General features: G+C 50.1%; 24 protein-coding genes. 8 read left to right on the top strand and 16 right to left on the bottom strand.

Annotated elements, in window-relative coordinates; translation table 11 throughout:
- Window positions 1-262: 262 nt before the first annotated feature.
- Together ABSH60_RS09895 and fabF are read left to right on the top strand one after the other, a co-directional pair.
- Window positions 263-883 carry a TetR/AcrR family transcriptional regulator gene (locus tag ABSH60_RS09895; protein ID WP_056777535.1) on the top strand — a complete coding sequence of 207 codons (621 nt, stop codon included), beginning with the start codon at window positions 263-265 and terminating at the stop codon, window positions 881-883.
- Between the two features lie 139 nt (window positions 884-1022).
- Window positions 1023-2297: a beta-ketoacyl-ACP synthase II gene (gene fabF / locus ABSH60_RS09900; protein ID WP_183850487.1), complete on the top strand. Its 1275-nt coding sequence runs from the start codon at window positions 1023-1025 to the stop codon at window positions 2295-2297.
- Between the two features lie 80 nt (window positions 2298-2377).
- Here the strand turns inward: fabF and ABSH60_RS09905 are convergent, their stop codons facing one another.
- Window positions 2378-3241, bottom strand: coding sequence for a YicC/YloC family endoribonuclease (locus ABSH60_RS09905; RefSeq protein ID WP_122097101.1), 864 nt, complete (start codon window positions 3239-3241; stop codon window positions 2378-2380).
- A 127-nt stretch (window positions 3242-3368) separates the two neighbouring features.
- Between ABSH60_RS09905 and rph the strand changes: the two genes are divergently transcribed.
- A complete protein-coding gene (gene rph / locus ABSH60_RS09910; protein ID WP_056777524.1) occupies window positions 3369-4085 on the top strand; it encodes a ribonuclease PH in 717 nt (238 codons plus the stop codon).
- An 85-nt stretch (window positions 4086-4170) separates the two neighbouring features.
- Window positions 4171-4812, top strand: coding sequence for an orotate phosphoribosyltransferase (gene pyrE / locus ABSH60_RS09915; RefSeq protein WP_056774439.1), 642 nt, complete (start codon window positions 4171-4173; stop codon window positions 4810-4812).
- A gap of 68 nt (window positions 4813-4880) precedes the next feature.
- On the opposite strand, the gene slmA is transcribed toward pyrE, so the two are convergent.
- The 3 genes from slmA to coaBC form a co-directional block, all read right to left on the bottom strand.
- Window positions 4881-5477: a nucleoid occlusion factor SlmA gene (gene slmA / locus ABSH60_RS09920; protein ID WP_056774442.1), complete on the bottom strand. Its 597-nt coding sequence runs from the start codon at window positions 5475-5477 to the stop codon at window positions 4881-4883.
- Between the two features lie 171 nt (window positions 5478-5648).
- Window positions 5649-6107, bottom strand: coding sequence for a dUTP diphosphatase (dut, locus tag ABSH60_RS09925; protein WP_056774445.1), 459 nt, complete (start codon window positions 6105-6107; stop codon window positions 5649-5651).
- The gene (coaBC, locus tag ABSH60_RS09930) at window positions 6085-7302 is read right to left on the bottom strand and encodes a bifunctional phosphopantothenoylcysteine decarboxylase/phosphopantothenate--cysteine ligase CoaBC (protein WP_390975720.1); all 1218 of its coding nucleotides are present in this window, start codon (window positions 7300-7302) and stop codon (window positions 6085-6087) included. The genes dut and coaBC overlap by 23 nt, the downstream gene beginning before the upstream one ends.
- Before the next feature lie 182 nt (window positions 7303-7484).
- On the opposite strand from coaBC, the gene radC reads away from it, so the two are divergent.
- The 4 genes from radC to mutM all read left to right on the top strand — a co-directional run bounded on the left by radC (window position 7485) and on the right by mutM (window position 9797).
- Complete coding sequence (gene radC / locus ABSH60_RS09935; protein ID WP_390973785.1) at window positions 7485-8165, top strand: DNA repair protein RadC; 681 nt, start codon at window positions 7485-7487, stop codon at window positions 8163-8165.
- Window positions 8166-8431: 266 nt separating this feature from the next.
- Entirely contained in the window at window positions 8432-8668 is a 237-nt protein-coding gene (rpmB, locus tag ABSH60_RS09940; RefSeq protein ID WP_004953342.1) for a 50S ribosomal protein L28, read from the top strand.
- An 11-nt stretch (window positions 8669-8679) separates the two neighbouring features.
- A complete protein-coding gene (rpmG, locus tag ABSH60_RS09945; protein WP_004392084.1) occupies window positions 8680-8847 on the top strand; it encodes a 50S ribosomal protein L33 in 168 nt (55 codons plus the stop codon).
- Between the two features lie 140 nt (window positions 8848-8987).
- Complete coding sequence (gene mutM, locus ABSH60_RS09950; protein ID WP_390973788.1) at window positions 8988-9797, top strand: bifunctional DNA-formamidopyrimidine glycosylase/DNA-(apurinic or apyrimidinic site) lyase; 810 nt, start codon at window positions 8988-8990, stop codon at window positions 9795-9797.
- A gap of 9 nt (window positions 9798-9806) precedes the next feature.
- Here mutM and coaD read toward each other — a convergent pair whose 3' ends face one another.
- From coaD to rfaD, 12 genes are all read right to left on the bottom strand, one after another.
- Window positions 9807-10289 (bottom strand): pantetheine-phosphate adenylyltransferase, encoded by a 483-nt coding sequence (coaD, locus tag ABSH60_RS09955; protein ID WP_136376048.1) that lies wholly within the window; start codon window positions 10287-10289, stop codon window positions 9807-9809.
- 6 nt (window positions 10290-10295) lie between these two features.
- Window positions 10296-11063 (bottom strand): glycosyltransferase, encoded by a 768-nt coding sequence (locus tag ABSH60_RS09960; protein WP_390973791.1) that lies wholly within the window; start codon window positions 11061-11063, stop codon window positions 10296-10298.
- Window positions 11063-12337 carry a lipid IV(A) 3-deoxy-D-manno-octulosonic acid transferase gene (gene waaA, locus ABSH60_RS09965; RefSeq protein ID WP_056774466.1) on the bottom strand — a complete coding sequence of 425 codons (1275 nt, stop codon included), beginning with the start codon at window positions 12335-12337 and terminating at the stop codon, window positions 11063-11065. Before waaA ends, ABSH60_RS09960 begins: the two co-directional genes overlap by 1 nt.
- A 120-nt stretch (window positions 12338-12457) precedes the next feature.
- Window positions 12458-13585: a glycosyltransferase gene (locus tag ABSH60_RS09970; protein ID WP_390975722.1), complete on the bottom strand. Its 1128-nt coding sequence runs from the start codon at window positions 13583-13585 to the stop codon at window positions 12458-12460.
- A 1-nt stretch (window position 13586) separates the two neighbouring features.
- On the bottom strand, window positions 13587-14669 hold the full coding sequence (rfaQ, locus tag ABSH60_RS09975; protein WP_390973793.1) for a putative lipopolysaccharide heptosyltransferase III: 1083 nt from the start codon (window positions 14667-14669) through the stop codon (window positions 13587-13589).
- 159 nt (window positions 14670-14828) lie between these two features.
- On the bottom strand, window positions 14829-15836 hold the full coding sequence (locus tag ABSH60_RS09980) for a glycosyltransferase (protein ID WP_390975724.1): 1008 nt from the start codon (window positions 15834-15836) through the stop codon (window positions 14829-14831).
- Window positions 15837-15904: 68 nt separating this feature from the next.
- Window positions 15905-17191: an O-antigen ligase family protein gene (locus tag ABSH60_RS09985; RefSeq protein WP_390973795.1), complete on the bottom strand. Its 1287-nt coding sequence runs from the start codon at window positions 17189-17191 to the stop codon at window positions 15905-15907.
- A complete protein-coding gene (locus ABSH60_RS09990) occupies window positions 17188-18192 on the bottom strand; it encodes a glycosyltransferase family 8 protein (protein ID WP_122097094.1) in 1005 nt (334 codons plus the stop codon). The genes ABSH60_RS09985 and ABSH60_RS09990 overlap by 4 nt, the downstream gene beginning before the upstream one ends.
- Window positions 18185-19282, bottom strand: coding sequence for a glycosyltransferase family 9 protein (locus ABSH60_RS09995; RefSeq protein WP_390973797.1), 1098 nt, complete (start codon window positions 19280-19282; stop codon window positions 18185-18187). Before ABSH60_RS09995 ends, ABSH60_RS09990 begins: the two co-directional genes overlap by 8 nt.
- Window positions 19279-20268: a lipopolysaccharide heptosyltransferase RfaC gene (rfaC, locus tag ABSH60_RS10000; protein ID WP_390973799.1), complete on the bottom strand. Its 990-nt coding sequence runs from the start codon at window positions 20266-20268 to the stop codon at window positions 19279-19281. The genes ABSH60_RS09995 and rfaC overlap by 4 nt, the downstream gene beginning before the upstream one ends.
- Window positions 20268-21317 carry an ADP-heptose--LPS heptosyltransferase RfaF gene (rfaF, locus tag ABSH60_RS10005; protein WP_390973801.1) on the bottom strand — a complete coding sequence of 350 codons (1050 nt, stop codon included), beginning with the start codon at window positions 21315-21317 and terminating at the stop codon, window positions 20268-20270. Before rfaF ends, rfaC begins: the two co-directional genes overlap by 1 nt.
- A 30-nt stretch (window positions 21318-21347) precedes the next feature.
- A complete protein-coding gene (rfaD, locus tag ABSH60_RS10010; RefSeq protein ID WP_112165143.1) occupies window positions 21348-22280 on the bottom strand; it encodes an ADP-glyceromanno-heptose 6-epimerase in 933 nt (310 codons plus the stop codon).
- Window positions 22281-22492 lie beyond the last annotated feature (212 nt).

Raw genomic sequence — 22492 nt, forward strand, 5'->3', positions numbered from 1 at the left:
CTTTTGTATCGTTTTTAAAATTACTAAAACTAATGTGAAAAGGTGTTCAATCATCAGGTGTATAAGGATTTTAGTGAGGCAGCAATAATTTTAGATTAGAAAAATCGTCATTGCTGACTTGTTTACAGGCCACTCTACCTCTCTCAGGCCTACGACTTCCTCTTAACCTGTCAGGAAATATCTTCTGCTAAATAGTGACGAATATGTATAATCGTTACCCACTCACACATCGTTTAATTGCTTTACCTATCCGGAGGAGTTTATGAAACCTGATATTCCGGTTGCGTTAACTCAGCGTGGACCTGCCGAACATGAACGGCGTGAGCAGATCATCAACGCAGCATTTGAGCATTTCCGGCTTTACGGTTATGCCAAAACGTCGGTGGCCGATCTGGCAAAATCCATCGGTGTCTCAAGTGCTTATATTTATAAATTTTTTGAGTCTAAACAGGCCATTGGCGAAGCGATATGTTCTCAACGTGTCGGACAAATTGATCATGCGCTATTACTAATTGCACAAAGTGACCAAAGTGCCACTCTGCGCCTGCGATCCCTGTTTAGAACACTGCTTACGCGTAGTCTTGATCTCTTCTTTCAGGACAGAAAGCTGCATGATCTTGCTGCGATAGCCTCTGCTCAACAATGGAAATCGACGTTAAATCATCGCGCTACGATGTACAGCATCATTGAGAAAATTGTCACGGACGGTCGCGAATCCGGAGAGTTTGAGCGTAAAACGCCGCTGGATGAAGTCTGTATGGCGATCACTACCGTGACGACGCCGTTCTCACATCCGCTGCTGCTGGAACAGAAAACCCCCGAGCAGCTGGAAGAACGCGTAACCGCTATCACCAGCCTGGTTTTACGAAGCCTGGCGAAATAACGAAGACAAAATTTTCGGGTTACGGGTTTACAAAACCGTAATTCGTCACATACTGTCAGCTTTTAAAGACCCTGTTTCTGCCGGACGAATCAAAACCCCTGCAAAAACGTATGCATTAACGGACAGGAAGGAACATTTTATGACTCATCGTCGAGTAGTGATTACCGGCATGGGGGCTGTGAGTCCTCTGGGCTGTGATATCGAAACTATCTGGAAGCGCCTGCTGGCCGGTCAGTCTGGTATCCGTGTATTGCCGGATGAGATTGTTGAAACGCTGAGCGTGAAAATCGGCGGTCAGGTGCAAACTAAAGAACAGGACCCTGAGTCTGGTTTCGATCCGGACCTGTTTGTCGTGCCGAAAGACCAGAAAAAAATGGACCGCTTCATTCTGTTTGCCATGGCCGCAGCCGAAATGGCGATCACTCATGCGGGCTGGAAAGCTGAAACCGCTGAGCAGCAGGAACGTACCGCGACCGTCATCGGTTCTGGTATCGGCGGATTTCCGGCCATCGCCCATGCCGTTCGTACCAACGACAGTCGTGGCGCTAAGCGTTTGTCTCCGTTCACCATTCCTTCATTCCTGGTGAATCTGGCAGCCGGTCAGGTTTCCATTAAACATCAGTTTAAAGGCCCTATTGGTGCTCCGGTAACCGCATGTGCGGCAGGCGTTCAGGCGATCGGCGATGCAGTGCGTTTGATTCGTAACGATGAGGCGGATGTTGCATTGTGCGGTGGCGCTGAAGCGGCGATCGATACCGTCAGCCTGGGTGGTTTTGCTGCCGCGAAAGCGATGTCAGCGGGTCATACCGATCATCCTGAGAAAGCATCCCGTCCGTTCGACAGTGGCCGTGATGGTTTCATCATGGGTGAAGGCGCCGGTATGCTGGTCATCGAAGAGCTGGAACACGCAAAAGCCCGTGGTGCGACTATCCTGGCTGAGATCGTCGGTTACGGCACAAGCGGTGATGCTTATCACATGACTTCAGGTGCAGAAGACGGGAATGGCGCAGGTCGCGCGATGAAAATTGCGTTGCGTCAGGCGGGTATTCAGCCTTCAGACGTACAGCATCTAAATGCTCACGCCACATCTACACCGGTCGGCGATCTGGGTGAAATCAACGCGATTAAAACCCTGTTCGGGACTGATGGTAAACTGGCCGTGACCTCGACTAAATCAGCGACCGGTCATTTATTGGGCGCAGCGGGGGGGCTGGAAACTATCTTCACGATTCTGGCTATCCGTGACCAGATTGTTCCGCCAACGTTGAATCTGGAAAACAAAGATGATGCTGCTGCCGGTCTGAATATCATCGGTAATACTGCGCAGAAACATGGCATTACCTATGCTTTGTCGAACGGTTTTGGTTTCGGCGGCGTGAACGCCTGCGTACTGCTCAAGCGCTGGGAAAAGTAATCCCCCTCACCGCTGACACAAAAAAAAACGCCTCGGGTTGTGATGACCTGAGGCGTTTTTATTACATCGGTACAAATAAATTACTCGATGTTCTGAATCTGTTCGCGCATCTGTTCGATCAACACTTTCAGCTCGATGGCTGATGTGGTGACATCGGCATTAATTGATTTTGACGCCAGCGTGTTCGACTCGCGGTTAAATTCCTGCATCATGAAATCAAGCCGACGGCCGACGGCTTCTTCTTTCTTCATGATTTTATGCGTTTCTTTGACATGCGCTTCAAGCCGGTCCAGCTCTTCGGCCACATCAACACGCTGAGCCATCAGCACTAACTCTTGCTCCAATCGTGTGTTTTCCAGCTGTACCTGCGCATCTTCCAGTTTGCTGACCAGACGCTCACGCTGCCATTGCAGAATATTAGGCATATGGGCGCGGACCTTCAGCACTTCTGCGCTGACACCGTCAAGACGCTGTTCGATCATCACTTTCAGAGCGGCACCTTCGCTTTCACGGGCGCTGATGAAATCATCCAGAGCGGTTTCCAGTGCCTGCAGCAACTCGGTGCTGATAGCGTCCAGATCTTGTTCTTCGGCCAGCATTACGCCAGGCCAGCGCAGAACTTCCAGTGGATTAATTTCACCTTCGTCACTTTGCATTTTTACCCACTGCGCGGCTTCTACCAGCTGTTTAGCCAGTTTTTCGTTCAGCTGCAATGAGCTTTGTGCACCCGGATCGAGGTCAAAACGCAGATTACATTCGACTTTACCACGGGTCAGACGGGCACGAATGCGTTCGCGAACGACCGGCTCCAGGCTGCGGAATTGCTCCGGAAGACGGATATAAGTTTCCAGATAACGTTGGTTTACCGAGCGGAGTTCCCACGCTGCGCTGCCCCAGTCACCCTTAATTTCGCGTCGTGCATAAGCGGTCATACTACGAATCATGTATGCGTACCTGTTAATGTAAAGATGGAGGGATTATAGCCTCGGTGGACGGGTCATGATAGGCATTACCTCATGAAGTCCGTATAATGCGCAGCCAAACATGATTTGCGACCCGGAGTACTATCCCATGCGTCCAGCAGGCCGAAATGCACAACAAGTGCGCCCCGTAACACTGACCCGCCATTACACTAAACACGCTGAAGGTTCCGTGCTGGTGGAGTTTGGTGAAACTAAAGTGCTGTGTACCGCAACGGTAGAAGAAGGCGTTCCGCGTTTTCTGAAAGGCCAGGGCCAGGGCTGGATCACTGCAGAATATGGGATGCTGCCGCGTTCTACTCATACCCGTAATCCGCGTGAAGCCGCTAAAGGCAAACAGGGTGGTCGTACTCTCGAAATCCAGCGCCTGATCGCACGTTCTCTTCGTGCCGCAGTGGATTTGAAAAAACTCGGTGAATTCACCATCACCCTCGACTGTGATGTTTTACAGGCTGACGGCGGTACGCGTACTGCGTCTATCTCGGGTGCTTGCGTTGCGCTGGCCGATGCGCTGAATGCGCTGGTCGCTGCGGGTAAACTTAAAGCCAATCCGATGAAAGGCATGGTCGCGGCGGTTTCTGTCGGTATTGTTAAGGGTGAAGCGCTGTGCGACCTTGAGTATGTAGAGGACTCCGCTGCTGAAACCGACATGAACGTGGTGATGATGGAAGATGGCCGCATGATCGAAGTGCAGGGCACTGCCGAAGGCGAGCCGTTCAGCCACGAAGAGTTACTCAATTTACTGGCCCTCGCGCGAGAGGGAATCGACACAATCTTCCAGGCGCAGAAAGCGGCACTGGCGGAATGATTTTTTAAGGCGACTAAGAAGTCGCCTTTTTTATGGCCTGCGGGCTGACAATGTCAGAAATACGAGATTATCGAGGAGACCATCAATGAAAGCCTATCAGCGCCAATTTATTGAGTTCGCACTGAACAAGCAGGTTTTGAAATTCGGCGAATTCACCCTGAAGTCCGGGCGCATCAGCCCTTACTTCTTCAATGCCGGTCTGTTTAATACCGGACGCGATCTGGCGTTACTGGGACGTTTCTATGCCGAAGCATTGATGGATTCAAAAATTGATTTCGATTTAGTGTTTGGCCCGGCTTACAAAGGTATCCCGATCGCGACGACCACTGCCGTTGCGCTGGCTGAGCATCATGAGCGCGATGTGCCTTATTGCTTCAACCGTAAAGAAGCCAAAGATCATGGCGAAGGCGGTTTACTGGTAGGCAGCCCGCTGCAAGGGCGCGTCATGCTGGTTGATGATGTGATCACGGCGGGAACAGCCATTCGTGAGTCTATGGAAATCATCAATGCGAACCACGCGACGCTCGCCGGGGTTCTGATTTCCCTGGATCGTCAGGAACGCGGACGCGCTGATATCTCCGCCATTCAGGAAGTTGAACGCGACTACCATTGCAAAGTGATTTCTATTATTACGCTGGCAGATCTCATCGACTATCTGGAAGAAAAAACCGAAATGGCTGACCATCTGGCGGCTGTGCGTGCATATCAGCAGACGTACGGCGTTTAAGATTCGCCAAAAATGAAAAAGGGCCGAAAGGCCCTTTTTAACATCTGACACATTATTTCGACGCGACGTTATTGCAACTGAGCCGAGATGAGCGGCCAGCGCGTATCAAAATCCTGCGTGGGACGGTACTTAAACTCTGAGCGCACAAACCGCGATAACATCCCTTCACAGTAAGCCAGCAACTGGCTGGCGAGCAGCGTTTCATCATAGGTAAACCCGCTGCCTTCACGCATTTTCTTTTCCCGCAGTACCTGACGCAACTGGGCTTCAATTCGCTCAAAGAGCTGATTGATGCGGCCCTGCAGGCGGTCCTGTTCAAACATCAAAGCATGTCCGGTCATGATGCGTGTCAGGCCCGGATTGCGTTCTGCAAAACCCAGAACCAGCAGCAAAATCAGACGGATCCGGTTCAACGTATCCTTTTCATCCTGCAAGATGAGATTGATACGCGAGATCAGGCTGTCTTCAATAAACTCGATTAAGCTGTCAAACATCCGCGTTTTACTGGGAAAATGACGATAAAGAGCTGCTTCCGAAACACCTACGCTGGCAGCGAGTTTTGCGGTCGTGATCCGCTGGCTGCCATCACTGGACTGAAGCATTTGCGCTAACGCCTGCAAAATCTCTTCGCGCCGGTTCCTTTTTGTCGTTTCTTTCTCTGCCATGTCTGAATAGACCCTTGCTAAAAAACGGCTAAAATCATGGAGAAACCGCACAACTGCCGCATGAATCGCTATGATCCTGCGGCTTTTTTCGTTCCCTTGGTGTTGTTACGGTCTGATAGTGATAAGGATCTGTTCAATATCGCGTCAAAATCTGCGGTGCTGAACAGGTTCTTATTGACGGCCGGAGTGGCCAAAACCACCTTCACCGCGTTCACTGGCGTTGAAATCTTCCACCAGATTGAATTCAGCCTGAACCACAGGCACAAAGACCATTTGTGCGATTCGCTCGCCCGGTTCAATCACGAACGTTGTTTGCCCACGGTTCCAGACGGAAACCATCAACTGTCCCTGATAATCGGAGTCAATCAGACCCACTAAATTGCCCAGTACCACGCCATGTTTATGCCCCAAACCAGAGCGCGGCAGGATCACCGCTGCCAGGTTTGCATCACCAATGTGAATTGCCAGACCGGTTGGCAGCAGCGTGGTTTCGCCGGGTTTGAGTTCAACAGAAGCATCCAGACAGGCGCGTAAATCCAGACCTGCAGACCCTGGCGTGGCGTAAGCCGGTAAAGGGAAAGTCGAACCGATGCGCGGGTCGAGAATTTTAATGTCGATTTTTTTCATCATAACGGCTGACAATCTCTTCTAATAAACGTTGGCCAAGCAGGGATTTATCGCTAAGCGGTAAGATTTTATCCCCGTCCTGCCAAAAAAGATGCAGGGCATTGCTATCGGTATTAAAACCTTGCCCGGCAAGTGAAACATCGTTGGCGCAAATCAGATCCAGATTCTTACGGATCCTTTTTTGCCGCGCGTATTCTTCCACATTCTGGGTTTCGGCGGCAAACCCCACGACATACGGCCGGTTTTCTGTCATCGCCGCCACGCCGGCAACAATGTCAGGGTTTTTAATCATTTTGACTGTGATTTCATCGCCTTGCTTTTTGATTTTCTCATCAGCAATCAGTTCAGCACGGTAGTCTGCAACCGCGGCACAGGAGATAAAAATATGCTGTGAACTGGCAGAAAGCTGCACAGCGTGTTGCATCTCCAGTGCGCTTTCCACATCTACACGCCGGACATTCGCGGGTGTCGGTTGCGTCACCGGGCCGGCGATAAGTGTGACTTTCGCACCGCGATTGGCGGCGGCTTGCGCAATAGCAAAACCCATTTTTCCTGAACTGTGATTACTGATGAAGCGAACCGGATCCAGCGCTTCACGCGTCGGGCCTGCCGTCACCATAATGTTCAGATGCGCCAGATCCTGGCGTACGGAGAAATGGTTGATTGCCATATCGACAATGACCAGGGGATCGAGCATTCGTCCCGGACCAATATCGCCACAGGCCTGGCTTCCGCTGTCAGGGCCCCATAACAAGGTGCCTCTTGCTGCAATCCGTTGCAGATTCTCCTGCGTGACGGTCGCGCGATACATCTGCTGATTCATCGCCGGAAGCACTGCAATGGGGGCCGCGGTTGCCAGGCAAACCGTGGTCAGCAGGTCATTAGCCATACCTGCAGCCATGCGTGCCAGTAAATCGGCCGTAGCGGGCGCGATCAGCACTAAATCAGCCCATTTACCTAATTCGATGTGACCCATCGCCGCTTCGGCTGCCGGATCAAGCAGGTCATCAGACACCGGATAGCCGGAAACCGCTTGCAGGCTCAGTGGTGTCACAAAAGATTTAGCCGCATCTGTCATCACTACGCGTACTTCCGCGCCACGCTCGCGTAAGCGACGTACCAGTTCTGGTGCTTTATAGGCAGCGATACCACCGCTGATACCGAGCACAATATGTTTGCCGGAAAGTCCCGTCATCATCATTGTCCGATTGATTGAAAGCCTGAAGAAGCGACATTTTAGCATAACGCACAATGATGACAGCTATTGGCGACACCCGAACGAGGTTGAATAAGATTTCTGCGCGATGCCTCGCAAGCTGAAGACGCCGAAAAGCCTGATGGTCGGGGCTGTGGCACAATCGCCGCGAAAAAGGAGTCAGGATGACGAAATCGCACAACGGCTGGCCGGATACGGTGAAACCACGGGAAAAGTTATTAGAGCAGGGCCCCAAAGGGCTGACAGATCAGGAACTGCTGGCGATTTATTTGCGCATCGGATCGCGCGGACAGCATGTGATGGAGCTGGCTAAAAATCTGCTCGATGAGTTTGGCTCACTCCATCAGTTACTGATGGCGGATTTTAACGCGATGTCACGTATTAAAGGCATGGGCGTGGCAAAATATGCCCAGCTTGTTGCGGTGTCTGAGTTATCCCGCCGCGCCTATCTGCGTCATCTCAGTGCGGAAAATGCCATGCTTAGCCCGTCGGTTATTCGGGAGTATCTGCAGAATTTGCTGGTTTTTCGTGAAAGAGAGGTCTTTCTGGTACTTTTTCTCGACAACCAGCATCGGGTTATTCGCCATGAGGAGATGTTTGCTGGTACTATTGGGCACGTAGAAGTGTATCCCCGCGAAATTGTTCGCGGTGCGATGAAGGTTAATGCGGCAGCGTTAATTCTGGCGCATAATCATCCGTCCGGTCGGGCTGAACCCAGTCTGATGGACAGAAAAGTGACTGAACAAATTATTCGTGCGTGCCAACTGCTGGAAATTCGTGTTCTCGACCATTTGGTTGTAGGTCACGGAGAAACGGTGTCTTTTGCCGAACGCGGTTGGATTTAGCGTCGTTTTTTAAAGATCCTTTGGGATCTTTAGCTGTTCGGGACTTGAGCACTTACGCTACAGAGCGTATACTACGCCACCTTTGAGAATCTTGGGTTTGGCGTTAAGAGCCTATCTCAGCAGGTTTCATACCTGATGAAATGGTTTTTACCCGACGACAGTGAGTCGGTTCTCAGTGGAGTTTGCTGAGATGGGCTCTAAAAGCCTGACGAGGCGGCCATACCCTATACGAAGCTCGAGCTGATTTGATTTTTGGAGATATAGACATGTCCCGAGTCTGCCAAGTTACTGGCAAGCGCCCGGTGAGCGGTAACAACCGTTCCCACGCAATGAACGCGACCAAACGCCGTTTTCTGCCAAACCTGCACTCACACCGTTTTTGGGTTGAGGCTGAGAAGCGCTTTGTAACTCTGCGCGTATCTGCTAAAGGTATGCGTGTTATTGATAAGAAGGGTATTGAGACGGTCTTGGCCGATCTGCGTACCCGCGGTGAGAAGTATTAAGGAACTGAATCATGGCTAAAGGTGTTCGCGAGAAGATCAAGCTGGTTTCTTCTGCTGGTACTGGTCACTTCTATACCACTACGAAGAACAAGCGTACTAAGCCGGAAAAATTGGAACTGAAGAAATTCGATCCAGTTGTCCGTCAACACGTGATCTACAAAGAAGCTAAAATTAAATAATTTTAGTGGATTAATAAAACCCGGCTCCGGCCGGGTTTTTTATTGCCTGAAATTTGAGGTCCGGGTTGCGGGCGTCTTTTGTTTGCCTGAGACGGATGTCTGCGACACACTCTGATTTCGATTCTGTTACGGGAGAGGATATGCCTGAATTACCTGAAGTTGAAACCAGCCGCCGGGGGATTGAGCCCTATCTTAAAGGCCACACGATTATGCACGCCGTGGTGCGTAATGCGCGATTACGCTGGCCCGTCTCTGCGGAAATTCTGGCATTAAGCGATCAGCCCGTTCTCAGCGTTCAACGTCGCGCAAAATACCTGCTGGTTGAGCTCAACGCGGGCTGGATCATCATTCATCTGGGAATGTCTGGCAGTTTGCGGGTATTGCCGGAAGAGACTGAGCCGGGCAAACACGATCACGTCGATCTGGTGATGGATACCGGCCATGTGCTGCGTTATACCGATCCCCGTCGTTTTGGCGCATGGCTATGGTCAGCCGATCTGGCTGGCAGTAACGTATTAGCCCACCTTGGCCCGGAACCGCTGAGTGAGGATTTCACCGCTGATTATCTGTTTGAAAAATCACGCACCAGGAAATCGCCGATCAAGCCCTGGCTGATGGATAACAAACTGGTGGTCGGTGTCGGGAATATTTATGCCAGCGAATCCCTTTTTGTTGCAGGCATCTCACCGGACAGACCCGCGCACTCTTTGAAGCGGGAAGAAACGGCGTTGCTGGTCAGCACAATCAAAGCTGTTCTGTTACGTTCAATTGAGCAGGGAGGAACAACGCTGAAAGACTTTTTACAGTCTGATGGAAAGCCGGGGTATTTCGCGCAGGAGCTCCAGGTCTATGGCCGCGCGGGGGAACCCTGCCGGGTGTGTGGCACGCTGATTGAGAGTAAAAAACATGCTCAACGCACCACATTTTTCTGCCCGCGCTGTCAGCGGTAGGATCCGGTTTCAGGCGCTGATTTTTTCCATCAGTGCCTGAGTGACCTCTTGCGGCAGGAAAGGCGTGATGTCGCCACCGTGGCGCGCCACTTCCTTCACCAGAGAGGAGGAGATAAACGACCATTCTTTCGATGGCATCATGAACACGCTTTCCAGCGTCGGCAGTAAGTGCCGGTTCATATTGGCGAGTTGCATCTCATATTCAAAATCTGATACCGCGCGTAATCCACGCACCAGCACGTTCGCCCCCTGTGCTTTGGCAAAATTCGCCATCAAATCGCTGAATCCAATCACTTCGACATTATTCAGATGCGAGGTGACCTGGGTTGCCAGTGCAACGCGTTCATCGAGCGTAAACATGGGTTTTTTGCCCGGGCTGGCGGCAATGGCCAGAATCACGTGATCGAACATCAGTGCTGCGCGGGTGACAATATCGAGATGCCCGTTAGTCATCGGGTCAAAAGTACCGGGATAAATTGCTTTAGTGGTCATGCTGGCTCACTTCTGCAGAGGTTGGCTGAATGCCCACAAGGCGGCATATTTATTGAAAGTATACTGGGCATTGACGCCTGCCAGAATCAAACCCTGCTTTCCATCCAGAAAACCCGCGCGCAGGATCCAGGTTTTCACGAATGCGCCCAGCGTATGGGATATTACGGAGAAGAAACTGCAGCGACGTCCTTGCTGATGACGCTGGGTAGCCCATGCTTGCGCATAGCCGAGCTGTTTACGCTGAAAGGCAAAGAAATCGCGGCATGTCAGATGCAGCAAATCACCCTGAAGCGGGAGGACGCGTGCCCCGTCAGTTTCAAGGGATTCATGAACTAAATCATCGTTATAACGAAAATGTGCCGGATAAAGACGGTTCACGCGATCCGGATACCAGCCGCTGTGACGCATAAATTTCCCGAGGAATAAATTGCTGCGTCCGAGACTGTAAACGGTGTTTTCCTGTGGATCCTTGAGAGCATTTTCAATCGACTGACGAAGTTCGGGAGATACCCGCTCATCAGCATCGATCATCAAAATGTAATCGCCGGTGGCATGGCTTTGTGCCAGCTGTCGCTGTTTACCAAAACCCGGCCACTCAGCGTTCCGGAAGACCAGAGCACCGAAACTGCGCGCGACCTCTACTGTTTCATCTTCACTGCCGGAATCGAGCAGAACGATCTCATCAGCCCAGGCCACCGATTCCAGACATTCCTGCAATAAACCGGCTTCATTGCGTGCAATCAGTACAACAGATAAGCGCTTTTTGTCAGCCATTAATGACCCCGGACAGGCAGGTAAGGCTCCAGTAAATGCAGCAGTCGTTGCAGCGCACCCTGGTTCTGGTGCAGAACTTCAACGGCGTGACGCCCGTAGTACAGTCGATAATCTTCGTCCGTCAGCAGCGTGGAAATCTCTTTCACCAGCGATGCGGTATCCGTCACGGTGATCAGGCCATCGTCCTGAGCCAGTTTGGCGCAAATGTCTTTGAAGTTTATGGTGTGCGGCCCCATCAGAACCGGAATTGCGTGTGCGGCGGCTTCCAGCGGATTATGCCCGCCGCGTTCCACCAGGCTGCCGCCGACAAAGGCCAGGTCGGCGATGCCGTACAGCAACATTAATTCGCCCATGGTATCGCCAATCACCACCTGCGTGCCTGAGGACGGCACTTCGCCGGTGCTGCGCTGGGTGAATGTCAGCCCGGCTTTACGGGTGAGTTCACAGGCAACCGGGAAACGTTCCGGATGGCGCGGTACCAGAATTAACAGCAGCGTCGGATGGTTTTTCAGTAATTCTTTATGCGCTTCCAGCAGCAGCGTTTCTTCACCTTCATGCGTGCTGGTGGCAATCCACACCTGACGCCGCGATGCCCACTGGCTGCGCAGTGCGATGGCTTTGGCAGCCAGTTCCGGAGTGACCGAAATATCAAATTTCAGGCTGCCGGTGACGGCGAGCTGATTGCGTTTCAACCCCAGCGAGAGAAACCGTTCGCCGTCCTCCTGATTTTGCGCAGCAATCAGTGTGATGCGTTGCAAAATAGTACGAATGAATTTGCCGAGTTTTTGATAGCCCTTTGCAGACCGCGCGGAAAGCCGGGCATTGGCAATGACAAGCGGGATTTTACGGCGGTGCAGCGCGCTGATGAGGTTTGGCCACAATTCGGTTTCCATGATGATGACCAGCTTCGGGTTCACTTCATCGAGGAATCGGTTGACCGATCCTGCCAGATCGTAAGGTAAATAGACGTGATGCACACCTTTGCCAAAGGCGGACTGAACGCGTTCAGAGCCTGTCGGGGTCATGGTGGTGACGGTGATCGGCAATGAAGGATAGCGATGGCGCAAAGCGCGAACCAAAGGGATCGCAGCGAGGGTTTCGCCCACCGAGACAGAATGCAGCATGATGCCGCCAGGTACGACTTTACCTTTGCAAAAGCCATAACGTTCAGCCCAACGTTTACGGTAGGCCGGTGATTTACGGCTGCGTAACAGTAAACGGATCCAAATTAATGGCTGAATCAAATATATGATTATATTGTAAAAAATATTCATTTTTTAGGAGGCATTGCGTTAGGGAAAGTCAATTTCATAGAGTGAGCATAATCCCGGCGGTTAGATAGGCACATGGTATCAGATAAGTGCTATCGACTCATCATGCCTGCGTAAACGTCATCAGATAAGCAGCGAGTGATACAGCGCCACCAGCTGTTGTGAAAGGTTTTTTGGAGAATAAGGCAATATGCGTTCTCTTGCCGCATGACTCATCAGAGCATTTTCCAGGCGGGAAGGGATTCTTTTTACAAATTCGGCCAGTTTTACGATATCCAAAGCATCGCAGACATAACCCTCTTGCCCTTCGGTGATGAACTCTGCGCCGCCACAGGTCTGGCTGGTGATCACCGGCAGACCACAGGCCATCGCTTCAAGGATCACGTTAGGAAACGGGTCATACAGTGTTGGCAGGATCATGCCATCGGCCGCGTGGTAATAGGGCAGCACATTATTTTGAACGCCCATAAACCGAATTCGCTCAAAACACCCTAACTGACGCGCAAGAGATTCATATTTCTTCTGCGCCTTATCCTGACCGACGACGATGAGATAGCGGTCACTGGAGGCGATGGCCTGAATAGCCGGTTTGAGCCCTTTGCGCTCGAAGCCTGAACCCACATAAATCAGCGCGACAGCCTGTTCCGGGATCGCCATCTTCACCCGCGATTCACGACGTTGTTCATCTGTCGCAGGCGTAAATTTTTCTGCATCAATGGCGTTATAAATAACGCTAAAACGTGACGCATCAACGCCGTAGCAACGCATGATGTCACGTTTTACCATCTCTGAATTGCAGATGATTTTTTTCAATTCCGCCGAATGAAACATCGCTTCTTCAGCGTGGAGCACATAGCGATGATACGGACTGAGGCGTGTCAGCAGACGCTGGGCGGGAGAAATAATGCGCGCGCGCTGTTCAAGCCAGACGCGGTGCGCGCCATCACCTGCGCGGAAAATATCGCAACCCGGTATACGTTCATGGCTCTGAACAATATCAAACTGAGCCGCTTTCCAGCATGTTTGTGCGGCCGCTGCGAAGCCTTTCTCCCGTGACACCCGGCTGTGTTTGGCCGGATTGCACAGATGAATTTTCCATTTCGGATTAGGTTTGCCTTCCCACTGGCGGGTGATGATATTGAGCTCGATGTTTTGATCGTCCAGCGCTTCGAGGGCGCGGGAGATGAAACGCTCCGCGCCACCATCCGGGCGGTATTTTTGTCTGACGATCGCCAGCCGGATAATTTTCAAATCAGGCATGCAGATAGCTCCGGGCGGCATCCAGCACGTCGCTGACCGGGATAGCATGCAGATATCGCTGCTGGGTTTTCGTATCAATAGAGTCAGGGGTGGGCAGCGGCGCGTAATCGCCCGCCCAAATCGTGGTGTTATGGTTGCCCCATGGACGCCAGTGCTGCATTTTCGTTGGCCCGAACAAAGCGACACAAGGTGTATTGAGTGCAGCGGCCATATGCATTGGCGCCGAATCCACCCCAATAAACAGTTTCGCGCCGTCAATCATGGCGGCAAGTTGTGTCAGCGATAACTGTCCGGCGACGGAAATAACCTGAGGGTTATGCGTCAGATCCTGGATCTTGCTCACCATCTGCAGCTCTTTTTTATCGGGGCCGGATGTCATGACGATAGTCATGCCGGTATCACTCAGACCGTCGATTACGCTGGCAAATTTGTCGTCATCCCAGCATTTGAAAATCCAGCGGGAGGTTGGCTGAATCACAATGTATTCGCCACTCACCTGATTTGTTTCCAGCAGCTGCTGGCAAAATGCTTTGTCACTTTCTGAATAATGCATCGACGTTTGGGCATTTTCGACATAAAGGCCGAGCGCGGTGAGGATCGACATATTTTGCTCAACGGTATGCAATTTGCCGTGGTTTTCCGTTGTCACTAAATCGGTATGACCGGCACGCCAGATAAATGAGCGACGTTTTTTATAGTCAAATCCCAGCCTGACCTTCGCGCCTGAAAGCATCGAAAGCAGTGAACTGCGCCACTGATCGGCGAGGTTTATAACCAGGTCATAATGCCGGGAACGTACCGCTTTAAGTAACAGAAACTCCTGCTTCAGCTGATGCCGAATACCTTGTTTTTTCCATGTTCTGTCAATGACATGAATCGTTGAAATGGCAGGATGTTCACTCAGAATAGGCCGTGTTTCTTTATACAAAAGCACGTCAATTTCAGCATCAGGATAATGCTGGTGAAGCCTGTTTATCACCGGCGTTGTCAGTACCATATCTCCGTGATGACGGAGTTTGACCAGCAGAATTCTTCTGGGGGTGAACGCTGCATATTTGGCTTCAGTGTTAGGCATTCTATTATCTGATTTAGAAGATAGTGAGTTGATTCTAGGTGAAGAACAGGATGCTGTGAAGCTATTTATCTGGCTGATATAGAAAGATAAATAACTTCGTTTATGAATGAGTTATAACGGAGTTACAGACGTAAAAGAATCATCCCTTTCTGAAACATTTCAGGCAAGACGTTTACGCAGCGTGTGGAGGCGTTTCAGCCACAACAATAATTGCCACCATTGCTTAATTCCACGCGCATTGCGCAGCATAATCTGGCGCGTTCCGCTGGTATAAATATCCTCAATCATGGCCTTTTGCGCTGCCGGATCGGGCTCACGACGCACAGAGTGGCATACCGTTAAGGCTTCACGTGTGACCTGGCGCGGAAATTCGGCATAGATTTTTACCCGGTCTTTATATCGCCGGTTCAGATCATCCAGCATTTTAGCAATCTTCAGATAATGTCTCTGATATTCAACATTTTTCATTCCGGTGCGTTTCTGATTACTGATGGACAGACCATGAATATAATAACGATACAGCACTGTCTGCGTGTACCGCACGCGTTGCGCGTTAAACATAAACTCAGTCGTCCAGGGAATATCCTGATGATGTAAACCGGGTTCAAAATAGAGCTGATGTCTTTTAATCAATGCCAGCCGATATACACCGAGCCAAACCACATGCAAATAGCGATTGGTTGCCAGTGCCGTTTTCAGCCAGGTGGCGCCATCCAACACAGGCGTCGAGGATAATCGATCGGCAGGAATGATCGGTTTTACTTTTTTCGTTCCGACGAAATAACGCTCGCCATTACACTGCGCGACGTCCAAATCATCCTGTTCACACATGTCGATCAGCGTCTGATACATATCAGGATTAAGAATGTCATCTGCGTCGGGAAAGGTGACATAGCGGCCTTTGGCGGCAGCGAGCCCGGTGTTACGTGCGAGGGAAACCCCTCCGTTAGGCTGACTGATCACCGTGATATGTGAATATCTTTCCGCGTACTCCTGAGCGACCAGATCTGAGCCATCTGTTGACCCATCGTTCACAATGATGATTTCCAGGCGGGTAAGGGTCTGCGCGACGAGCGAATCCATAAAGTTTCTGAACATCTCCCCCGCATTGTACAAGGGGATGATCGCGCTAAGCCTGATGTCTTCGGGCACCGTTGTCGGGTTCATTTCCACAATTTCCACTGATAAGAATGGCAATAAACGGGGAATCAGTGTGGTTCACTTCCCCGTAAAAATCACTGTTTTACTGACGAAGAGCGGTCACACATTCTCAGCATCAGCAGGTAACCGAACACCAGCACAATAAAGTACGGCGATTCACGGTTGTAGAACTGGGTATCGCCCTGACTGAAAAAAATCACCGGAACGGAGAGCAGTAAAAATTCGTAACCTTTTGGCACCAGCTTAAAGGGATAAAGCAGTAACACCGCGAAGAACATCACCATGATAATGCCGCCAAAAATCCCCTGCAGGGAAAGGCTGTCGAGAATGTCATTGTGGAGGTGGAAGGATAAATTACGGATTGCTTCCGGATTGCCACCTTCATGTTGATCAATATATTGGGTCGCCAGCGCGTTACGGCTGTCAGCCGACTGGCCCAGCGGATGCTGTTTAAATACCTCTATGCCGGCACGCCACATTGAAAAACGGGCACCAACGGAAGTATTACGATCACCCTGACTGTAAGAATTCACTTCGTGCTGGAGATTATCGATACGCTCTACCACACGATTATAATAAGGGTGACCTGAAATCACCGCAGCTAAAATTAAACTGCCAATCGCAAAGCCGTAAATTATTTTCGAAGTATGCGAACTCTTTGCGAAATCATAAAGAATACTCACTGCGCTGAATAAGGTGAACAGCATGATGGCCGAGCGGGTTTCTGTTGCAGCAAGAACACCAAAAGTCATCGTCATAATAATCAGGCACGGTAGTCTGTAATGCTTAAGTGCGTAATATTTCAGACTGTACATGACCAGTAATGAGAAAATGGTGAAGGTATAGGCTCCTGATGTGGAGGCATCAGAGTTAATTTTTATCCGGTCGCCTGTTTTCAGGTAAACCGCGATATGGGTAACCGCGATAATAATGAAAAGCAACGTCATGATGGTCACACCGGTGCGCATCGTTAACGTGGAGATTTTCCACTTTTTCACGTTGTGCTCAATGGCGTAGAGAACAAAGGCGGCGAGTATCAAACGTTTACCACTGATCTGATAATGGTAGGCAATTAACGGATACTGTTCATTGGTGGTTAACGCAACCCAAAGTAATTTACTGACACCTAAAATAAACACGGCCCAGGCGAAAATATAGAAATGGATTTTCTTTTCTTTTCTAAATGTGATGTACAGGAAGTAAATGATGGCGATGTAAGTAATGATATAAAAGAAGTTACGCGTCACTTCACCGGAATACATGAAAAACGAAACAGATATTGCCGTAAATAAGAAGAACACAGCAGCAAGTTTATCATCAACTGATGACTGCTTAATCGCCGATAGCCAGTTCCTGATCATGAAGAGTGCTTCCTGAAGATTTTAGTGTTCATGTATTTAAACATCCAACTTAAGCTTTTCACATATTGATGTTCATGCCAAAGTGCCTGCGCATAACGCTTCATCTCTTTGTAAGAGACAGGCATATCATGTGGAACGTCATGCCATGGCGATTTTGCATAGTACTGATCATAGAGACTGGCTAATTCGCCCATACCCCAGCGATGCCATGGTTTACATTTACCTGTGTAATGAATCAGGATTGCATCTTCAGGCACCGGTGTTTTTTTACCGACTTTGTTCAGGATAATATCGCACACCAGGTTATATTTTTTAGGCAGGAGTAATACCTCATGCTCCAGAGCAATATTGAGTGCATCCTGATCCGGAAACTTGAGTTCTGTGCCATGAATTGCCAGCGTCTGAATGATTCTCTCCGTCGTTTTTTTCTCAATCCACATCGGGATGTTGATATATAAAAATCCAGAGTTGAAGTAATTCCCGCTGGTCAGCCCTAAATGGGGGCAAAGTTTATTGCGAGCCCTTTCGGTATCGTTCACCGCCGCCAGTGTGTAACGGCTTATATCTTTTTCATGCAGCTCTTTATAGCTGCCTACACACAATGTATCAGCATCGAGATAAATGAATTTTGATGTGACATCAGCAAGAAGATACGGAATAAACAAACGATAATAAATCGCCTGTGGGTAACGCCCTATCAGCGGCAAGTCGGTAAAAGCCGATTCTTTGAAAACATTGCAGGTGATGGCTAAAGGACGATTTGCGGCCAGTTCGAGAAGTAATGATTTTGACTTCTCATCAAGCGGACTGCCAAACACGTGGATGTGGAAAGCTAAGTCAGGATTATTTTCCATAACCGAAAACACAGTGATCCCCATGCCGCGCGCATACGCGTTATTAATACCGAACGCGATATGGACAACCGGCAAGTCTGAAAACCCTAAATTGTTAACGAGCTCTTCTTTCTGCTCAAGATAACTCAGGTATTCCTGATTAGGCATGGTGCTGTTCCTGACTTGTATTACTGACGACAAAAGAACGTATCTGGTTTAGCTGTGAATCACTCAGCGAAAACAGTTGTTCCGCACTGTGTCTGAACGTGTAAGGTGCAGAGAATATAAAGGATTCCGGCGAAAGGCTTTCATCTTCCGGCGATAAAATTAATGCAGCGAAGGTGGGATGTTGCTCGGCCAAATCACAAGGCCCCGCGAGACACACCACCGGGACGTCGACGGCATCGGCAATATAAATATTGCCCGAGTCGGAGGCGATATATACATCCATCTGCGAAATGGCATACGGCACTTCATGCAATTTCAGCTTACCTATCAGGCTGGTGATGTTTTTATTGTCATTCCGTTTTTTCAGCAACTGGTCGAGATAGGGCTGTTCGTTTTCAGGGCCAAAAACATAAAACTGACAAGGCAGACCCTTCAGGCAATCGAGTATTTTTATCCAGACGTCGGTTGGGATAGTTTTTGCCTTATTTCCCGCTGAAATACTGATGCCTATTCTTATCGTTTCTTTTATAGCGAGTTCAGGACGGTTTTCTTCCGGCACATAAAGCGGCCAGGTGGCATGTTTTTTATAACTTTCAGCGGTGAGAACAGGATCTGCCAGCTTCAGATAGCTTTCCAGAGTGAAGTCGGTTTTTCTGTGCACCCTGACCACATCTGCCGTCTGATAGAAAATGCCGTGGTACCACTTACGGGTGTAGGCAATCAGAAACGCTTTATAACTGGCATTGCAGAAGGCGGCATAAAAAGCATTCACGCTGTTTGGCTGGAGTAAAAAAACGCGGTCATAGCGATTCAGAAAATGAAACGCCAGACGGATCTTGGAGAATAAAGATTTTTTATAATCTTCAATCAGATAAATGGATTCAATCGTCGTATCGTGCGCGGCAAGTGGTAACACCGTTTTACTGATCAGCACGTCTGATTTTTTTAAATGCTTCAGCAGCGGCGTGATATTAACGAAATCCCCGATCTTGGCGGTTTGGATAACCAGATTGCGGCCAGTGCTTCGATGAAAAGGTTTCATTAGCATTTTGAATGGCCACAGCAAGATAAAAATTATCACGTAGCTCATACTTTGCTCGCTTCCTTTTCCGCGGAGATCATCTCATTCAGTTGCTCAAATACGCGCTCTGCCGTCAGGTTTTCCAGCGAATTGTCCTGTGCTTTGAGAATGAACTGATTCTGCCCGTAGCCGCCGATCAATCCCGGATCTGTCGGTCCGTAGAGCGTGATATTAGGCCGATCAAGTGCAGCCGTCAGATGGCTTAACCCGGTATCGACAGACACGACTGCTTTGGCACCGGCCAAAACCTCCGCCACATTTTCCAGGCTCAGTTTTGGTAAAACCTCGACATCAGGAAAGCCTTCAGCCAGACGTAACGCTCTTTGATATTCGTGCTCTGCTCCCCAGGGAAGCTTGATGCGGATGTGTTGCGCGCTCAGCAGTTCAATCAGTTTACGCCAGTGGGATTCTGGCCAGTGTTTGTCCGCGCGGGTTGTTGCATGGAGAAACACCAAATACTCGTGCGCATCGGCGGGAAGGTGTGACAGGAATCGTGCTGCAATGGCGTAATCACCCTGAGTCGCAGGTTTTTCATAGCCCAGACTTTTTGCAAATAGCTCCCGGGTACGTTCTACCGCATGCTGTTTTTTATCGATTTCATGGCGATGGTTGTAGAACCAGCTGGCGAAAGGTTCACGGGCACTTTTACAGTCCTGACCGTGTTTTTCGCCTTTAGCGACACGGGTGACCAATGCTGCGCTTTTCATCAGGCCCTGTGCGTCTATCACAGCGTCATAGGTCTGAGACTGCACTTCACGTTTGAAATCACAGCGCTGCTGACGGGTTTCAGATCCGAACCAGTTTTTACGCCAGCGTCTTATGGCGACCGGGATCACCCGGTCTACGGCAGGGTGCCAGCCAGGGATCTGTGCAAATCCCTCTTCCACGACCCAGTCAAAGCGGATCCCAGGAATAGCCCTCATGGCATCCGTTAACGCAGGAAGCGTGTGCAATACGTCGCCCATTGACGAGGTTTTGACGATGAGAACCCGCATTACTGCTCCTTCCTTGTGCACAGTAACTGGTTTAATTCCTGATAAACCTGCTCTGGTTGAATATCAATCAGGCTCTGGTGATAACCTTCTTCAGCATCGCCTTTGCGGACTTTATGATAGCCGGTGATCAAACGGATAACTTTTGCCTGATGGCTGAGAGGCGGCGTGAAATCAGGGCTGCTTGGCCCGTAGAGTGCCACCAGCGGTTTATCCAGCGCAGCTGCGACGTGCATCAGACCGGAGTCATTACTGACCACGGCGTGACAGGCAGAAATCATGACAACGGCTTGATCCAGAGACGTTTTTCCTGCGAGATTGAGGCAGAAAGGCTGCGCACTCTCAGACAGAGCAAGGCGGATTTGTTCTCCGGCAGGGTGGTCTTTGGCCGAGCCAAACAGCACCACCTGATTGCCTTCGTGGATCAACTTTTCCGCCAGCGCGGCATAATGAAAATGCGGCCAGCGTTTTGCCGGGCCAAACTCCGCGCCTGGACAGAATCCAATCAGCGGGCGGGCGTTATCGACATTGAACGAGGTGGTGACGGCGGCGATTTCAGCTTCGCTAACCTGCAATTTCGGCCACAAAATGGGCTGCGGAAGATCGGCGGCTGTTTTAATGCGTGGAGCATCGTAAGCCAGCGCGGCATAACGCTGAACCATCAGCGGAAAGGCTGCTTTATCCAGAACGCGCACGTCATTCAGCAGACCATAGCGCATTTCACCGCGCCAGCCTGTACGTTGAGGAATGCGCGCAAAAAACGGAACCAGCGCCGATTTAAACGAGTTGGGTAAAACGTATGCGCGTTGATACTGTTCTGTGCGCAGAGAAATGCCCAGACGGCGGCGCTCACCCAGTTCCAGAGCGCCATGACCCAACGGCATCGACAATGCCCGATTCACTTCTGGCATCCTGTCGAGCAGCGGACGGCACCATGCAGGTGCCATCACGTCAATTTGTGCATCCGGGTGCGCCAGTTTCAGGGTGCGGTAAAGACTTTGTGACATCATCATGTCACCGACCCATGACGGCCCAATTACCAGTATTTTCATACCGTTAATCCATTCCTCAATGTGCGGTTCTTAGACTGTGCGGTTGAGCCAGCTCATGTATTCCGTCACACCTTCGGCAACCGTTTTAAACGGTTTGTCGTAGCCTGCTTTACGCAGAGCCGTCATATCAGCCTGAGTGAAGGACTGATAACGACCTTTCAGTTTTTCCGGGAACGGAATGTATTCGATATCGCCCGACTTGTGGTAAGCCACCACGGCATCTGCCACGGCCTGGAAAGATTCTGAACGGCCAGTCCCGCAGTTGAAAATACCGGATACGCCGTTCTGCCAGAACCACAGATTTACCGCGGCCACGTCACCGACATAGATGAAATCGCGTTTGAAGCCTTCGCTGCCGGAGAATAATTTTGGATTCTCACCGGCGTTGATTTGGTTGTTCAGATGGAACGCAACGCTGGCCATGCTGCCTTTATGACCTTCACGCGGGCCATACACGTTGAAGTAACGGAAACCACAGATTTGCGATTCAGCATGCGGCAGAATTTCGCGTACATACTGGTCAAACAGGAATTTGGAGTAGCCGTAAACGTTCAGCGGTTGCTCGTACTGACGCTCTTCCACAAAGCTGGTGCTCTGGCTGCCGTAAGTGGCGGCGGAAGAGGCATAAAGGAAGGGAATGCTCCGGTCCAGACAGAAGTGCAGGATGTCTTTCGAATACTGATAGTTGTTATCCATCATGTATTTGCCGTCCCACTCGGTGGTGGAAGAGCAGGCGCCTTCATGGAAGATCGCGTCGATATCACCCAGATCATCACCCGCGACGATGCTGGCAATGAAATCTTCTTTGTCGCAGTAATCCGCAATATCCAGATCAACCAGATTGACGAACTTGGTACCGTCTTTCAGGTTATCGACCACTAAAATATCGCGGTATCCCATATCATTGAGCGATTTAATAATATTGCTGCCGATAAAACCAGCGCCGCCAGTGACGATTATCATGGGACTCACCTTTAATCATTTTAAAATCACGCACCATGCGTGATTTATACAGTTGGCAATATCATAACACTTCATTATCAAGCTCACATTGGGAAGGTGTCCGATATCACGCATTCTTATGTTTCAGAGCGTAAGGCGTGAAGTATGCTGCAAAATGAAGATTTTGTGAGCGTTTTCATCGTTATTTCATATGCAGATTAGTAATGTATTCC

Origin of the sequence: Rahnella sp. R3(2024) (assembly GCF_042920125.1) — a bacterium.
GTDB lineage: Bacteria > Pseudomonadota > Gammaproteobacteria > Enterobacterales > Enterobacteriaceae > Rahnella > Rahnella rivi.

Excerpts from the sequence above, each read along its gene's own strand:
- ABSH60_RS09895 (WP_056777535.1), top strand. The coding sequence starts at position 263 with ATGAAACCTGATATTCCGGTTGCGTTAACTCAGCGTGGACCTGCCGAA.
- rfaQ (WP_390973793.1), bottom strand. The coding sequence starts at position 14,669 with ATGCCTAACACTGAAGCCAAATATGCAGCGTTCACCCCCAGAAGAATT.
- fabF (WP_183850487.1), top strand. The coding sequence starts at position 1,023 with ATGACTCATCGTCGAGTAGTGATTACCGGCATGGGGGCTGTGAGTCCT.
- radC (WP_390973785.1), top strand. The coding sequence starts at position 7,485 with ATGACGAAATCGCACAACGGCTGGCCGGATACGGTGAAACCACGGGAA.
- ABSH60_RS09995 (WP_390973797.1), bottom strand. The coding sequence starts at position 19,282 with ATGAGCTACGTGATAATTTTTATCTTGCTGTGGCCATTCAAAATGCTA.
- waaA (WP_056774466.1), bottom strand. The coding sequence starts at position 12,337 with ATGAATATTTTTTACAATATAATCATATATTTGATTCAGCCATTAATT.
- rfaD (WP_112165143.1), bottom strand. The coding sequence starts at position 22,280 with ATGATAATCGTCACTGGCGGCGCTGGTTTTATCGGCAGCAATATTATT.
- rpmB (WP_004953342.1), top strand. The coding sequence starts at position 8,432 with ATGTCCCGAGTCTGCCAAGTTACTGGCAAGCGCCCGGTGAGCGGTAAC.
- slmA (WP_056774442.1), bottom strand. The coding sequence starts at position 5,477 with ATGGCAGAGAAAGAAACGACAAAAAGGAACCGGCGCGAAGAGATTTTG.
- dut (WP_056774445.1), bottom strand. The coding sequence starts at position 6,107 with ATGATGAAAAAAATCGACATTAAAATTCTCGACCCGCGCATCGGTTCG.
- ABSH60_RS09960 (WP_390973791.1), bottom strand. The coding sequence starts at position 11,063 with ATGGCTGACAAAAAGCGCTTATCTGTTGTACTGATTGCACGCAATGAA.
- coaD (WP_136376048.1), bottom strand. The coding sequence starts at position 10,289 with ATGACCACTAAAGCAATTTATCCCGGTACTTTTGACCCGATGACTAAC.
- mutM (WP_390973788.1), top strand. The coding sequence starts at position 8,988 with ATGCCTGAATTACCTGAAGTTGAAACCAGCCGCCGGGGGATTGAGCCC.
- pyrE (WP_056774439.1), top strand. The coding sequence starts at position 4,171 with ATGAAAGCCTATCAGCGCCAATTTATTGAGTTCGCACTGAACAAGCAG.
- ABSH60_RS09905 (WP_122097101.1), bottom strand. The coding sequence starts at position 3,241 with ATGATTCGTAGTATGACCGCTTATGCACGACGCGAAATTAAGGGTGAC.
- ABSH60_RS09990 (WP_122097094.1), bottom strand. The coding sequence starts at position 18,192 with ATGCCTAATCAGGAATACCTGAGTTATCTTGAGCAGAAAGAAGAGCTC.
- ABSH60_RS09985 (WP_390973795.1), bottom strand. The coding sequence starts at position 17,191 with ATGATCAGGAACTGGCTATCGGCGATTAAGCAGTCATCAGTTGATGAT.
- rpmG (WP_004392084.1), top strand. The coding sequence starts at position 8,680 with ATGGCTAAAGGTGTTCGCGAGAAGATCAAGCTGGTTTCTTCTGCTGGT.
- rfaF (WP_390973801.1), bottom strand. The coding sequence starts at position 21,317 with ATGAAAATACTGGTAATTGGGCCGTCATGGGTCGGTGACATGATGATG.
- coaBC (WP_390975720.1), bottom strand. The coding sequence starts at position 7,302 with ATGATGACGGGACTTTCCGGCAAACATATTGTGCTCGGTATCAGCGGT.
- rph (WP_056777524.1), top strand. The coding sequence starts at position 3,369 with ATGCGTCCAGCAGGCCGAAATGCACAACAAGTGCGCCCCGTAACACTG.
- rfaC (WP_390973799.1), bottom strand. The coding sequence starts at position 20,268 with ATGCGGGTTCTCATCGTCAAAACCTCGTCAATGGGCGACGTATTGCAC.
- ABSH60_RS09980 (WP_390975724.1), bottom strand. The coding sequence starts at position 15,836 with ATGAACCCGACAACGGTGCCCGAAGACATCAGGCTTAGCGCGATCATC.